The 12,339-nt window shown below is 42.8% G+C and carries 13 protein-coding genes and 1 tRNA gene; 2 read left to right on the forward strand and 12 right to left on the reverse strand.

Annotation, left to right across the window (positions count from 1 at the left end; genetic code table 11):
- Nucleotides 1-11: 11 nt before the first annotated feature.
- Nucleotides 12-1,244: an MFS transporter gene (locus ACKTT2_RS07570; protein ID WP_407885347.1), complete on the reverse strand. Its 1,233-nt coding sequence runs from the start codon at nt 1,242-1,244 to the stop codon at nt 12-14.
- 625 nt (nt 1,245-1,869) lie between these two features.
- Between ACKTT2_RS07570 and ACKTT2_RS07575 the strand changes: the two genes are divergently transcribed.
- On the forward strand, nt 1,870-2,472 hold the full coding sequence (locus ACKTT2_RS07575) for a pentapeptide repeat-containing protein (RefSeq protein ID WP_407885348.1): 603 nt from the start codon (nt 1,870-1,872) through the stop codon (nt 2,470-2,472).
- Nucleotides 2,473-2,573: 101 nt separating this feature from the next.
- On the opposite strand, the gene ACKTT2_RS07580 is transcribed toward ACKTT2_RS07575, so the two are convergent.
- The 3 genes from ACKTT2_RS07580 to ACKTT2_RS07590 all read right to left on the reverse strand — a co-directional run bounded on the left by ACKTT2_RS07580 (nt 2,574) and on the right by ACKTT2_RS07590 (nt 5,720).
- Nucleotides 2,574-3,788: an MFS transporter gene (locus ACKTT2_RS07580; RefSeq protein WP_407885349.1), complete on the reverse strand. Its 1,215-nt coding sequence runs from the start codon at nt 3,786-3,788 to the stop codon at nt 2,574-2,576.
- A 193-nt stretch (nt 3,789-3,981) separates the two neighbouring features.
- Nucleotides 3,982-4,992 carry a glycosyltransferase family 2 protein gene (locus tag ACKTT2_RS07585; protein ID WP_407885350.1) on the reverse strand — a complete coding sequence of 337 codons (1,011 nt, stop codon included), beginning with the start codon at nt 4,990-4,992 and terminating at the stop codon, nt 3,982-3,984.
- 14 nt (nt 4,993-5,006) lie between these two features.
- A complete protein-coding gene (locus ACKTT2_RS07590) occupies nt 5,007-5,720 on the reverse strand; it encodes a C40 family peptidase (RefSeq protein WP_407885351.1) in 714 nt (237 codons plus the stop codon).
- A gap of 12 nt (nt 5,721-5,732) precedes the next feature.
- Between ACKTT2_RS07590 and ACKTT2_RS07595 the strand changes: the two genes are divergently transcribed.
- Entirely contained in the window at nt 5,733-6,662 is a 930-nt protein-coding gene (locus ACKTT2_RS07595; protein WP_407885352.1) for a serine hydrolase, read from the forward strand.
- 234 nt (nt 6,663-6,896) lie between these two features.
- On the opposite strand, the gene ACKTT2_RS07600 is transcribed toward ACKTT2_RS07595, so the two are convergent.
- The 8 genes from ACKTT2_RS07600 to ACKTT2_RS07635 all read right to left on the reverse strand — a co-directional run bounded on the left by ACKTT2_RS07600 (nt 6,897) and on the right by ACKTT2_RS07635 (nt 12,021).
- Nucleotides 6,897-7,697 (reverse strand): phosphotransferase, encoded by an 801-nt coding sequence (locus ACKTT2_RS07600; protein WP_407885353.1) that lies wholly within the window; start codon nt 7,695-7,697, stop codon nt 6,897-6,899.
- Entirely contained in the window at nt 7,694-7,840 is a 147-nt protein-coding gene (locus tag ACKTT2_RS07605) for a hypothetical protein (RefSeq protein ID WP_407885354.1), read from the reverse strand. Before ACKTT2_RS07605 ends, ACKTT2_RS07600 begins: the two co-directional genes overlap by 4 nt.
- A 72-nt stretch (nt 7,841-7,912) precedes the next feature.
- Entirely contained in the window at nt 7,913-8,317 is a 405-nt protein-coding gene (locus tag ACKTT2_RS07610) for an HD domain-containing protein (RefSeq protein ID WP_407885355.1), read from the reverse strand.
- Nucleotides 8,318-8,361: 44 nt separating this feature from the next.
- The gene (locus ACKTT2_RS07615) at nt 8,362-8,931 is read right to left on the reverse strand and encodes a GlxA family transcriptional regulator (protein ID WP_407885356.1); all 570 of its coding nucleotides are present in this window, start codon (nt 8,929-8,931) and stop codon (nt 8,362-8,364) included.
- Nucleotides 8,831-9,382 (reverse strand): DJ-1/PfpI family protein, encoded by a 552-nt coding sequence (locus ACKTT2_RS07620; RefSeq protein WP_407885357.1) that lies wholly within the window; start codon nt 9,380-9,382, stop codon nt 8,831-8,833. The genes ACKTT2_RS07615 and ACKTT2_RS07620 overlap by 101 nt, the downstream gene beginning before the upstream one ends.
- Before the next feature lie 268 nt (nt 9,383-9,650).
- Complete coding sequence (locus ACKTT2_RS07625) at nt 9,651-10,511, reverse strand: Rpn family recombination-promoting nuclease/putative transposase (protein ID WP_407885358.1); 861 nt, start codon at nt 10,509-10,511, stop codon at nt 9,651-9,653.
- 110 nt (nt 10,512-10,621) lie between these two features.
- Nucleotides 10,622-10,694: transfer RNA gene (locus tag ACKTT2_RS07630), tRNA-Ala, on the reverse strand.
- 97 nt (nt 10,695-10,791) lie between these two features.
- Complete coding sequence (locus tag ACKTT2_RS07635; RefSeq protein ID WP_407885359.1) at nt 10,792-12,021, reverse strand: Alr2735 family protein; 1,230 nt, start codon at nt 12,019-12,021, stop codon at nt 10,792-10,794.
- Between the last annotated feature and the right edge of the window lie 318 nt (nt 12,022-12,339).

Genomic DNA, 12,339 nt, shown 5'->3' on the forward strand with positions numbered 1-12,339 from the left:
AAGGTAGATCCTTAGATTTTTTTGATGGCGTAATTATCTGATTCGCGACCGAGAGCAAAGCGTAGAGAACTACCTATGCTGTTGTTGGACTGGGTTATGAAGAAGAAAATTCCCAAGAAAGTTAAGAAACCAGAAACAAGAAACATCTTTCGATAACCGAAATGATGAGTAAATAACCCGAACAACACACCCGCGATCGCAATCCCCACATCCAATCCCAACAAACACAGAGCAAAAATTTGTCCTCGCTCTTGAGGTTTTGCTCGGTCAGCCATCATAGCTGTAATTGTAGGAATTAAGATTCCAGAGGCTGCTCCTTCTACAACTGCTGCCAATAAGACAATAGGAGGACTATATGCTAGCCATAAAATTAACATTGACACAGTATAGAAAACTAAACTGATAGTAATAAATAAGCCACGCCCCAAGCGATCGCTAGCTTTGCCCGTAAATAACCGGATGCCAAAACCTGAGATGGCTGCAGCAGTGAAAAACAAACCAGGGTTTAGCTCAATTTTGGCTTCTTTAACAAACAAAGGTATAAAAATGTGTATGGCACTTATAGCTAAACCAATGAGCAACATGATAATAGACGGGGTTCTCACCCTTGGACTCAATAAAATTTTCCAAACTTGATTGTCCTTTGTATCCGTTCTTTTAAGTTTTGGTAGAGGTGGGTTAAAGATGGGAACAATACCTAAGACTGCTACGAGTGCCAATTCTGCAGCTATAAGAAATAAAACCTTATTACTAGCCTCAGATTGTAGATATCCACCCAAAGCAGGTCCGATGGCAAACCCAATTGGATTGGCTAAACTCATGTAGCCAATAATTTCACCCCTTTTTTCAGGAGGAGCTATATCCGCAACTAAAGCATTAAATCCAGTGGCAAAAGCCGCAATACTGATGCCATGAAACGCACGAACTATCATTAACAACGGAATAGACTTGATTGTTAAGTAGCCTAGAGGTGCGATCGCAGCTACGAGTGTACCGATAAGCAACACTATCTTACGACCCCGCCTATCTGCCAACTTCCCCAACCAAGGACGAAACAGCAACAATCCAATAGCAAAACTGCCCATTACAATTCCAATTTCCTGCCTGTTTGTACCCAGTTGCCTGAGATAAATTGGCAATGTTGGTAGTAATGAAGCCATGCTAGACCAGAATAATAAACCTGCTGCAAAGAGAACCAGCAGGTTGTATCGCAATTGAGTATCAGACGTGCGAAGTACTGTCACGGCAAACGCTAGTTAATTTCAACTGTGTTTCAGTCAATACCAGCAACTAAGAGTGATATTGCTGCCCAATCATTCTACCGTGTCTTTTCTTCTACTCTAAATTGTGATGAAAATTGAGCATCAGGCATAGAGTTCAGAAATCATTGATTCCTGAATACCTATTTAGATTAGTCAGCAACCCATCATCATTAATTAGTTTATTAAAAAATATAAATATTTGTAAGGTTTTATCAAGAAAGTCAGAAACACAAAGCAGTCCAGAGGAAAAGTATTGAGGGTGATAGTAATAACCAGCTTGAATATCCAAAGAACACACTCTTTTGGAGATCCTCAGTTGCTAGCGCGACACGCTATGTGCGAAGCACGCGCTACACGATATTGAAAGCTATGCCCGTAAGGGCTATACATCAGTTGCTCTACTTTGGCAAAGCTCAAAACCGCACCGATCTCATCATCTGCCCTTTGCCTTCTTCAACAAAAATGTTGAAAAATTTGCATAAGTTCACTGAAGCTAACATTTTAGCGAATTGACATCAAATTAAATATGCACAAATTAGCGTAATAAAAGATGTCATGGCTGTATTTAATGAGAATCAAAATTTCAGTTTGATGGAGATCTAGAATTGTGTCTAAATCAGAACTAGAACGGGAATTTCAAAACAAAAACCAAGTATTTCTCCAAAAAGATGTAAAAAAAAATTTAATTGAACAAGAAAATACCAGTTTCAATTTTTCTGTAGATTCTGCAATAAAGCATTCAAGTCTTGTTAAAGATGGTTTTCTTAACTACAGTGGTGCTAACCTTAGTAGAACTGACTTAAGTGATGCTAACTTAGTGGGAGCTTACCTTAATGGTACAGATCTGAGTCATGCAAATCTACAAGGAGCTAATCTGCAGGATGCAGATCTTAGAGGTGCGAACCTCAGCTATGCAAATCTTAAAGGTGCTAGGCTTCTAGGCGCTTTACTCAATTATACAGACCTTAGCTATGCCGATCTCAGTCATACTGATTTGAGTCATGCTAATCTCAGTTGTGCTGACTTAACACGTGCAAACCTCAATAAAGCTAATTTAACTAATACCTGCCTTTTCAATGCTAACTTGAGTGACACTAATTTTAAGAAAGCTAATCTCAGTCATGCTGATTTAAGTTGTAGCAATTTGAGTAAGGCTCGTATTCATGATACAAATTTGAGTGATGCCAATCTTAGCTATATTGACTCCTAAGAAAGACCAATTTGTATCATGGGCGGGCAGATTTGTCTAATGGGCGGGCAAGATGCCCGCACCACAAGAGAGAAGTTCTCAATCCAAAATCTAAAATCATCTTAAACTTTTTTCAAAGCATAAATATCTACACCTCGTCCTAGGGCAAAGCGAAGGGAATTTGGTAGGTCTTTGCTAGATTTTGTCAAGAAAAGAAGAAGTGCCAGGATAGTTAAAAAGGCATCAAAACCAAACATATTTCGGTAACCCATGCGTTCGGAGATCGCACCAAAAATTGGACCTGCTATGACTAGCCCAATATCCCATCCCACAATGCACAGGGCAAAAACTCGTCCTCTTTCCTGTGGTAAGGAACGGTCTGCCATGAGAGTTGCAAGTACAGCAAATAGCATACCGCCACCTGCTCCTTCAAAGGAGGCGGCTACCAAAAAAGCTCGAGCGCTGTGAGCTTCCCACAAAATGAACATAGCTGCACAGTAACACAGGAGGCCAAGGGTAATAAACAAACCCCGACCGAGACGATCGCTTGCTTTACCAGCGAACAACCTGACGCTAAAGCTAGCAAAAGCTGCTGCTGTATAAAACAATCCGGTATTGAGGTCTACTTTGCTGGATTTGATAAATAACGGTACAAAAGTATTCAAAGTTCCGACAGCTAAACCAACCAGTAACAGAATTTCTGCGGGAACTCTTACCCTTGGGCTGAGTAACACTTGCCAAAATTTATTGTTTTGAATCTCTTCAGGCTGTTGTTCTATATGTGGGTTAGCAATTTGCATGACACACAAGAAAGCTCCGAAAGCTAATCCCCCTGCCAACAAAAAGATATAGTTGTTGCCGCCAAGCGCTTGTACATAACCTCCTAAAGCTGGTCCTAGGGCAACACTAATAGGATTAACCAAGCTCAAATAACCCATGACTTCACCGCGTTTGTGGGAAGGGGCGATGTCCGTAATTAATGCATTGAAACCAGGTGCAAAAGCTGCAACGCTTAAACCGTGAAAGACGCGCAGCGCCATCAATAACGGAAATGATTTGATGAATAAATAGCCAAGAGGTGCGATCGCTCCCACAAATGTACCGATAAGCAATACAATTTTACGACCTCGTTCATCTGCCAACTGTCCGAACCGAGAACGGAAAAGTAACAATCCCAGGGCAAAACTACCCATCACTATCCCAATTTCTTGGTTAGTCGCTCCATATTTTTCTAGGTAAAGTGGTAAGGTTGGCAGTAAAGAAGCCGAGCTAGACCAGAATAATAAACCTGCTGCAAATGAAAACAGCAGGTTACGCCGCATTTGGGCGTCATTCATGTATAAGTTTTTCAAGGTAGATGCGCTTTTATACTAATTAACTAAATCATCCTCACACCAAGAAACGCATTTCTTGGCTTATATTTAAAGCCACCTAAAGCAGGCAGTCATTTAATTTTTTGCCTGTTTTAGATGGCTTCTGTTGTAACTTAGATTTCTTTACGAGGTCGTGAGTGAAATTACGTATTTAAGATTATTTGATACTTTTTGCAACAATCTCACGGACACGATAGATAGGGCGTCCTTGAGATTCGTGGTAAGTACGCATTAGCAACTCTGCCAAAAGACCAAAACAAAATAACTGTACTCCCGTCACTAGCAACAGGACTGCCAGAATTAACAGAGGGCGATTCCCAATGTCTACTTGAAAGGCAATTTTGATAAAAGTCAAGTAAATTCCTATTGCTCCGCCTGTAATCATTGAAATCAGCCCTAACAGACCAAAAACGTGCATTGGGCGGGTCAGGAACTTTTTCATAAAATATATGGTTAACAAGTCCATCAACACGCGGAAAGTACGCGATAATCCGTACTTGCTACGACCAAAACGTCGAGCGTGATGGCGAACTGGTAATTCTGTAATTCTTGCGCCTTCGATATAAGCCAAAGCCGGAAGAAATCTGTGTAATTCCCCGTAGAGGTTCATATCCGCTACAAGTTCTGCACGATAGGCTTTGAGCGAACAGCCATAATCATGAACGTTGACACTCGTAACTCGTCGAATAATCCAGTTAGCAATTTTAGAAGGAAGCAATCGTTTCAGGGCTGCATCTTGCCGATTTTTCCGCCAACCACTGACCAAATCGTAGCCTTCCTCTAACTTTGCCAGTAACATGGGTATATCCGCCGGATCGTTCTGCAAATCAGCATCTATAGTGACAATTGCTTTGCCAAGTGCGTAATTAAACCCGGCTGACATTGCGGCTGTTTGACCGTAATTGCGGCGTAAGATAACTGCTTTAAGATCGGTACGAATTTGTGCTTGTTCTTTAAGATATTGCGCCGAACCATCAGATGAACCATCGTCTACGCAAATAATTTCATAACTTAAGTCAGTAGCAGTTAAAGTAGATGCGATCGCTTCCAGCAAATATGGTAAGCTTTCTACTTCATCATGCACTGGCACCACTATAGAAACATCTGGAACAACTGATGCCGTTGCTTCATTGTACCCAGTCAATCCATTAACCAGTCCACTCCTCATAATTTCCCGTATTCCTAGCGTTTCTGTGGTTCGTAACTCTTGACCACTCTTCCAGCACCGCGCAGTTGCTGATAATATGACCGACTAACCTCATCACCTTGTTCCGTGAGACGGTCAATTGCAATTCCATTGCGCCCTTGAGTTTTTCCAGAGCTATGGATATATTTACCATCTCCTAAATACAGTCCCACATGAGTTGCTTTTTGGGAAGTTCCAAAGAAAATGAGGTCTCCTGGTTGTAATTCTGTTAAAGAAATGGGTTGGGTGAAAGCTTCCTGTTGATAAGCATCTCTGGGTATAAGAATTCCGACAGAAGCGAATGCTGCTTGCATCAATCCCGAACAATCATAATTTGGTCCTACCGTACCTCCCCAAAGGTAATAGTTTGGTTGTTCCATAGCTTTGTGGGTAAAAGCGATCGCATCTGGTAAAAGGTTTTTAATCTCGGCTTCGGAAAACGATATCGCTCTATAGGATACAGTACATGGTTGTAACAAATCTAAATCTGAAAGTAACAGCCATCCTGGATAATCGTCTTCGCAAAGACAGACTTGTAAAGACGTTGGGCGTTCTGTAGAGGCGTCTAATGTTAAGTATAAATGCCGACCCTTTGCCGCTTGGGTTGCTAAGCGATCGCAATTAGGAGAATCATATATGTTTAGATTGGCTAAACATTGATACTCGCCTACTGCTAAATTTTGGATTTTGGATTCTATATTAGAGGACATTCTTAAACAACAATGAGTTTTTTCAATCAGGACGAACAACTGGAAAATCTGGGAAATGGAATTTTAGAAGCAACTTGGGCTGCATTTCCGAGTTTAGCTCGCAACCAAATTGCTTTAACTTGGATTGTCTACGATCCTCCCGTATTGGTTAACACTGGTGGTGCTTTAACTCCAGACGCTTTTTGGAGTCATCCAGTTCGCGGTTTTGCATATCGTGGTATGGAACGCATTTACCCTGCAAGTGTGGTAAAGCTGTTCTACTTAGTAGCAGTCAACGAATGGTTGGAAAAAGGCATGGTTTCTACTTCTAAGGAATTGGAAAGAGCCATGCGCGATGCGATCGTTGATTCTAGCAATGATGCTACCAGTTTAATTGTAGATATATTAAGTGGAACGACTTCGGGACCGGAATTACCCGTGGGACCCTTTGACACTTGGAAGCAGCAGCGCAACATTGTGAATCGGTATTTCCGATCTTTTGGTTGGTCGGATATGGAAACAATCAATGTTTGCCAAAAAACTTGGTGCGATGGTCCTTACGGGCGGGAACGTGCATTTGTGGGTGAGTTACTGGAAAATCGAAATATGCTGACCACAAATGCCACTGCTAGGTTATTACATAGTATTGTAGGGGGAGTGGCAGTGTCCAGTGCGCGATCGCAAGCCATGATGGCTTTGTTAAAACGTAGCCTCAATCCGGAAGATTTGCCAAAAGATGTAGAAGAAGACCAAGTGACGGGGTTTTTAGGCGGTGGTCTTCCTCAAAACGCTCAAATTTGGTCAAAAGCTGGTTGGACGAGTCAGGTTCGTCATGATGCAGCGTATATAGAAGTACCAGATCGGCGTCCCTACCTGTTAGTTGTATTTACAGAAGGGAAAGCCAACGCAAAAAGTCGAGAAATTTTACCCTTTATATCCCAACAGATTGTGCAAGCGATATAGTAGGTTGGGTTGAGGAACGAAACCCAACATTTAATCAAATTATTGGGAACGTTTCGTTCTACCCAACCCACACAATACATTTGGCAATTTAAGATTTACTTTATAAGTGACCGAGTGGTAGGTTGGGTTAAGAAAGGTTTTATGTTTAATTTTACCCCACCCTAGCCCTCCCCTTGTAAAGGGGAGGGAACTTGATTTTCCATTTCCCCCCTTTATAAGGCTATGCATTGTCAACTACGGACTACCGAGCAACTCTTGCTCGGAAGTGCTCAGAATCGATCCCAAAAAGTCTTGTGTAACATCGATCCCCTGCTGCGTCCCATTACTGTAAGACAAGTGACACAGGGTTGCTAAGAACATATAAGCAAAGGCTCCCTTTAGTATCGATCGCTCTTGTTGATTAAGCGGCAGGCTTTGGTTATACATCAATAGGGTATCTTGCAGTTGCTTAAAGGTGAGCAAACTACCTGCTTCTGGGGAAGAACCACTGGCGAGTCCATAACACAAATCAATCAATCGCTCTCCCTGTGTTGACTCATCTACATCTACAATGCCACTTAAAGAATTGTCCTGAAAGAACACATGGCAAAACCGAAAGTCCCCATGAATCATCGTTTGGGGCAAAGTGCAAACGTGCGTGTCAACAATTGCTCGCATCGCCTCTGAGACTAGTTCTTGGGAGATGAATGGGCGATCTTGCAGATCGTTCCATAGCTCCTGTAGATTTTTCCGCTGCTTTACGTCTGCCCAAGTTGCACCATCGCCACTCCGCACTGGCTGGGAATAGTCAAATCCGATTCGATGGAACTGCGCCATTGCCTCAGCATACTGTTTCAACAATGTTTTGCTCGCTTGGGAGATCGGTTTTCCTGGAACGTCACGCATGAGATAGACAAAATCGTAATCAGAATCTTGCAAGGGGGACAGATACCAACTTCCATTGGTAGCAGTAATAACTTCAGGCAGCAAGATTCCTTGCTTCCAAGCATAATCGAGCCAGGGAAACAGTCGATCTGGATCGAGGGTTACAATCACTCAGCAAATGGGCTGCTCTTAAGCATATCGCTCCAATTGGGTGAGACAAATCCGTGAATGTAACCCCGACCAACTTCGGCTAGCCAAGTGAATGCGACTGTTTGAGGTTTTCGTTTGACTTGTGAGACTAATAATTCGGTCATCGCCCTATTGAAGCCAAGTCGAGGATAAGCTTCGAGCGCTTGCTCTACGGTCTCTGAAGGAAGAGCGGAAATTCACATTCCCAATACATCTGCACTCGCCCCTAAATGCACCAGCGCAATTTCAGGCTGTTTCCGTGAGGCTATGCCTAAAGAAGTGTGGAGTGCGATCGCGTCCCAAACGACTTCTGCTTTCTCGTTTGGCAATCCATTTGCCAGAACAAAGGCTCGTGCAGCATCCGCACCATTGACTTCAAATCGTTGTTCACCATCAAATCGTTCCATCAATCCTAAATCGTGCATGACTGCACCTAGATACAGCAACTCGCGGTCATATTTGAGTCCATCCCGTTTCCCTAACAAGTCACCAAACAAAAATGTCCGAATGCAGTGATTGCACAAAAAGGTGGGTGAAATTTCTGCAACCAGTTGCGTTGCTTTTTTACAAATTTCGCTGTCTGGAATCATGTATTTTTCCATTGTGTAAGTTCAAAGTTCTCAAGAGGCCAATCGCAGCAACGTAGTTAAGCAACAGAAATTTTCGTCTGTTTTTTGCGCGTGGCTGAAGGAGAAACCCCAAAATACCGTTGCCATAGACGGCGAAAATGACGGGTATCGTCGAAGCCACAGCGGGTTGCGATCGCCTCAATCGACAAGTCTGAGTTCTGCAACAGCGTGGAGGCGACTTCCAAACGTAAGCGTTGCTGATATTGCACGGGCGTTAATCCAGTCGCCTCTTTAAAGGCACGGCTGAAACTCCGCACGCTCATGTTAGCAATTTGGGCAAGCTCGGTTAAGGAGACGGATTTCAGCACGTGTTCTGCCAACCAATTCTGAACGCGATGTACACCTGGATGCAAATGATTGCGATACTCCAGATAAACACTTCGTTGAGGTTGAGTGCCGTTACGGCGTATATAGATAACCAGGTAGCGAGCCACCTCAGCTGCGAGGCGCGGTTCATGCTGTTGCTCGATTAGCGACAGCGCCATATCAATTCCAGAGGCAATGCCCGCACTGGTAATAATGCCGCGTTCGCGAAGCGCAAGCTGTACCCAGCTTATCGCTAACATACAAAACGCTGTCCACAACATGAGCCATTGGATAACGCTGCTGGAGATCCTCCATAACAAACCAGTGAGTGGTGCAACGCCGACCGTCCAGCAGACCAGCCTCCCCTAAGACTGCTGCTCCCGTGCAAATGGAGGCAATGCACGTGCCGTTCGTATGAGCATTAATCAGCCAGCAACGAGTATCAGCGTCCAGCAGGGGTTGGTTGAGTCGATCCAATGCCACTCCAGCAACCATCACCACATCATAGGCAGATACGGGTGGCAGTGGCTCAAGCTGCCCTAAAAATAGCCCCTGTGCCGAGCGCACTCCAGAAGTGTTAGCACAGAAGTGTAGCGAGTAGGGCGCACCCAATGAGGCAGCTATACTGAATACCTGTGCTGGTCCAGCCAGATCCAACAGTTCGACACCATCTAGTATTAGGAAGATGACACGCTGTTTGACCGTGCTGGAGGTGGAATGCTCAGAGGTCATGACTGAAAATTCAACTCGTTCATGTCATGATGATAAATTGTTAAACGCTTTTTCTCTAGGGCTATAACGGTCAAGCAACGGACGGATCTAGCCAGAATGCAGTTGAGGCTGCGCGCATCGGACTTACCCAATTCCTGTAAGTTATTTCACACCGTGCTACGTAATCAACTACACTTTATTTAAAGGCTTAGTATATGAAAGTGCGGATTTAAAAATGGCAGACTTAGAAAAAGCATCCCAGTGGAAAAGAGATTTATTAAAGCAAAATTCATAATTGACTAAACCAAGCATTCAAATCAGCCATACTGGTAAAATCAAGCAAGGCTTCCCCCAGATTTTCCAACTGTTCTAACGAGAGAGACTCAACCCGTTGACGCACCTGTTGCGGCAATTCTCCCACCCGTCTAGCTAATTGACGCAGAACTAGGGATTTTTCTCCTTCTTCTCGTCCCTGTTCTCGTCCTTCTTCTCGTCCCTGTTCCTTAATTTCTCGATACACCCGTGTTTCTCGGAGTGTGATTCCCAACATTTCCTCTACCTCCCGTTGGCTCTTATTTTCAAACTTGTACACCATTATCGTGGTCAGTAACTCTATTATGGCGCGATTTTCTGGCTCTGGGACTTCCTGCTGACTTCTGGCTAGTAAATATCTCGCTTCTTCGGTTGCTTGCTCATCTTCTATTGTTGTTAACACCATTAAAGCCACCCAAACTGGTAAAGAGCGAATCCTACCCAATTCATCCAAATATATACGAGTTACTTGTGGACTGTTGAGTTGACTGAGATAGGGAACAATATCACTTTGTTCGAGACTCCGACATGGGTAAATGATGACTATGTGCAAATTACTAAATCTATCTCGATTGCGGTAGAAGTATAACCAAGATTCAGCAAATACCCGTTCGTACAGCCTTTCATCCTTTTGAAACTGCACCTCACAGAAATAGACAACACCAGGATTTTGACTTTCAGGAGGTAGAAATACACCATCAATTTCAAATTTCGGTTCCTTCACAGCTACCGAATCAAATCTATATTCTCCGGAATTCTCTGGCGGATTTGTCAATAACTCAAATAGTAAACTTGGCGATTGTTGAAATAGTTTGTAAAAAATCGAATCTCGACGCATGGAGCCATTTTCCAGGAAAATTGCACTTTCTCGATTTTAAGCTTTCCGTGCTGCCAACTATGGTTTGCATGGGAAAGTTCGGAAAATACGCGGAAATTTGCGCTCGATAATGGAGCTAAGCGGATTCGAACCGCTGACTTCTTCAATGCCATTGAAGCGCTCTACCAACTGAGCTATAACCCCGTAAAAGCCTTTTCCAGTATATATAAAAATTTAACTGTTTGTCAACTTGCCTTTAGCCGTTAATAACTCCACTACTCGTATCCCGCCTCAAGATTATTCAAGTTACGTACTCTCTAGGAGACAGAGTGTTCAAAAAAGATTCTATATTTTCAATAGATACCAAGTTATCAAACATTCCTGGCATTGTATTGTTAATCCTGAGTTTGACTGCTTTCCCAGATTTATCCTCTCGAAAATCATAGATAAGATTATTTTTAACAGCTTGAGTTAGCAATCGGTAGTGAGGCGGAAAAAGCTTTAAAGCTTTGGTGCGTTGGTTATACGATAGGGCAAACCAGACTTTTTCTTTTCTATCTGGGCTGATTTTAGCGATTGCATCTCTGATTTTATTGCAGTCAGCCTGTCCAATAGCACCTTCTAGTAGGACTTCGACAGCTTTAAGTTCTGTAAGAGAGAGTTCGTCCAAAGATGTTTTGGGAATGTCTTTTTCTGCAGACAGGTAGGCTTGATATTGTCTAATTTTTTCTAGAGTTCTTTGTTGTTCGACGTTAGCGATCGATACATTAGGGAGTTGGATAGGAGAGGACGCGAGTTTATCAAGTTCCAGGATGTATTTTTTTGTTGCGTCCAACAGTATAAATTCCCGATCTTGAAATTTCAATTTGGGAAGAGTTGAGTTGAGGGTTACGTTCAGGGATAAATTGTCCCCTTCAACAGGTGATGCTTTAAGGGTAATATCGGTAACCTGCTGTTGTGCTTGGAGAACTTGGATAACTTCCTGTCGGAGTTCTATAGATTGGGCTGTAATCGTTTGAGTTGTTTTACCTTCTTCCTTTGCCATGCGCTCTAGAGCTACGCCTGCTTCGGGTCGATCGTAAATATCCCCTGTATTAAAGAACTGACCATCCTCACCCCAGATAGTTGTTCTGGGTTCTTTTGATTGTCGCTGACGCTTGCAGAGGGTTTTGGTGAGGTCGTCTATTTGAATAGGCGTAATATCTATTAAATTTTCTAAGGCTTCTCTTACCGGAGTGTACGAAGGGCGTGCTAGTTTTTTGAGAGTCAAAATACCTAAAGACGAAATTTCTTCTAGGTCGCATTCCGAGTATGTATGTACCAGAGCTAAATATTCCTTAACATCTTTGGGATTCTGCTGGTACTTCTTCAGTTCTCTGGAAAACCCTATCTTGCCGATACTCTTTTGGATGAGAGCCAGTTCTGATGCGGCTTCTAGGAGTGCTAGAGTTGCTTCTTGGATTTGGGACAGGCAAGAAGAAAGATTTTTTTGTAGTGGGATCTGGCAAAAAACGGCTGAGGTTGCTATCATAGACTCAACTAAAGAAATTTATTTAAACTATTTTTCCCCTGAGGAGAGGCAAACTCTTTGGGGGAATTTCTCTAATTATACAGCAACACCAGACTTTGATTGTTACGTGTTAAAAAAATTAAACTTTCAAGATGGTTTGCTTTTCGGCACCACTTTTGGGCTGAGCACAAATTTATTATTCTTGTCGAGCTAAAGGGTTAGTGGTTAGTAGTTAGTGGTTAAATTTGAGCACAAATTTATGACTGATACTTTTAAGCTGAACATAATTGAACATTGCTGCTCAAGTCAGCTACAACCTCAGTAGCAGAAACAGTGCTA

Origin of the sequence: Scytonema hankhaensis NUACC26 (assembly GCF_045865695.1) — a bacterium.
Taxonomy (GTDB): domain Bacteria; phylum Cyanobacteriota; class Cyanobacteriia; order Cyanobacteriales; family Nostocaceae; genus Scytonema.

What these genes read in the sequence shown, in the direction of transcription:
- ACKTT2_RS07580 (WP_407885349.1), bottom strand. Translation starts at nt 3,788, where the DNA reads ATGAATGACGCCCAAATGCGGCGTAACCTGCTGTTTTCATTTGCAGCA.
- ACKTT2_RS07585 (WP_407885350.1), bottom strand. Translation starts at nt 4,992, where the DNA reads ATGAGGAGTGGACTGGTTAATGGATTGACTGGGTACAATGAAGCAACG.
- ACKTT2_RS07590 (WP_407885351.1), bottom strand. Translation starts at nt 5,720, where the DNA reads ATGTCCTCTAATATAGAATCCAAAATCCAAAATTTAGCAGTAGGCGAG.
- ACKTT2_RS07595 (WP_407885352.1), top strand. Translation starts at nt 5,733, where the DNA reads ATGAGTTTTTTCAATCAGGACGAACAACTGGAAAATCTGGGAAATGGA.
- ACKTT2_RS07605 (WP_407885354.1), bottom strand. Translation starts at nt 7,840, where the DNA reads ATGACCGAATTATTAGTCTCACAAGTCAAACGAAAACCTCAAACAGTC.
- ACKTT2_RS07610 (WP_407885355.1), bottom strand. Translation starts at nt 8,317, where the DNA reads ATGGAAAAATACATGATTCCAGACAGCGAAATTTGTAAAAAAGCAACG.
- ACKTT2_RS07615 (WP_407885356.1), bottom strand. Translation starts at nt 8,931, where the DNA reads ATGTTGTGGACAGCGTTTTGTATGTTAGCGATAAGCTGGGTACAGCTT.
- ACKTT2_RS07620 (WP_407885357.1), bottom strand. Translation starts at nt 9,382, where the DNA reads ATGACCTCTGAGCATTCCACCTCCAGCACGGTCAAACAGCGTGTCATC.
- ACKTT2_RS07625 (WP_407885358.1), bottom strand. Translation starts at nt 10,511, where the DNA reads ATGCGTCGAGATTCGATTTTTTACAAACTATTTCAACAATCGCCAAGT.
- ACKTT2_RS07635 (WP_407885359.1), bottom strand. Translation starts at nt 12,021, where the DNA reads ATGATAGCAACCTCAGCCGTTTTTTGCCAGATCCCACTACAAAAAAAT.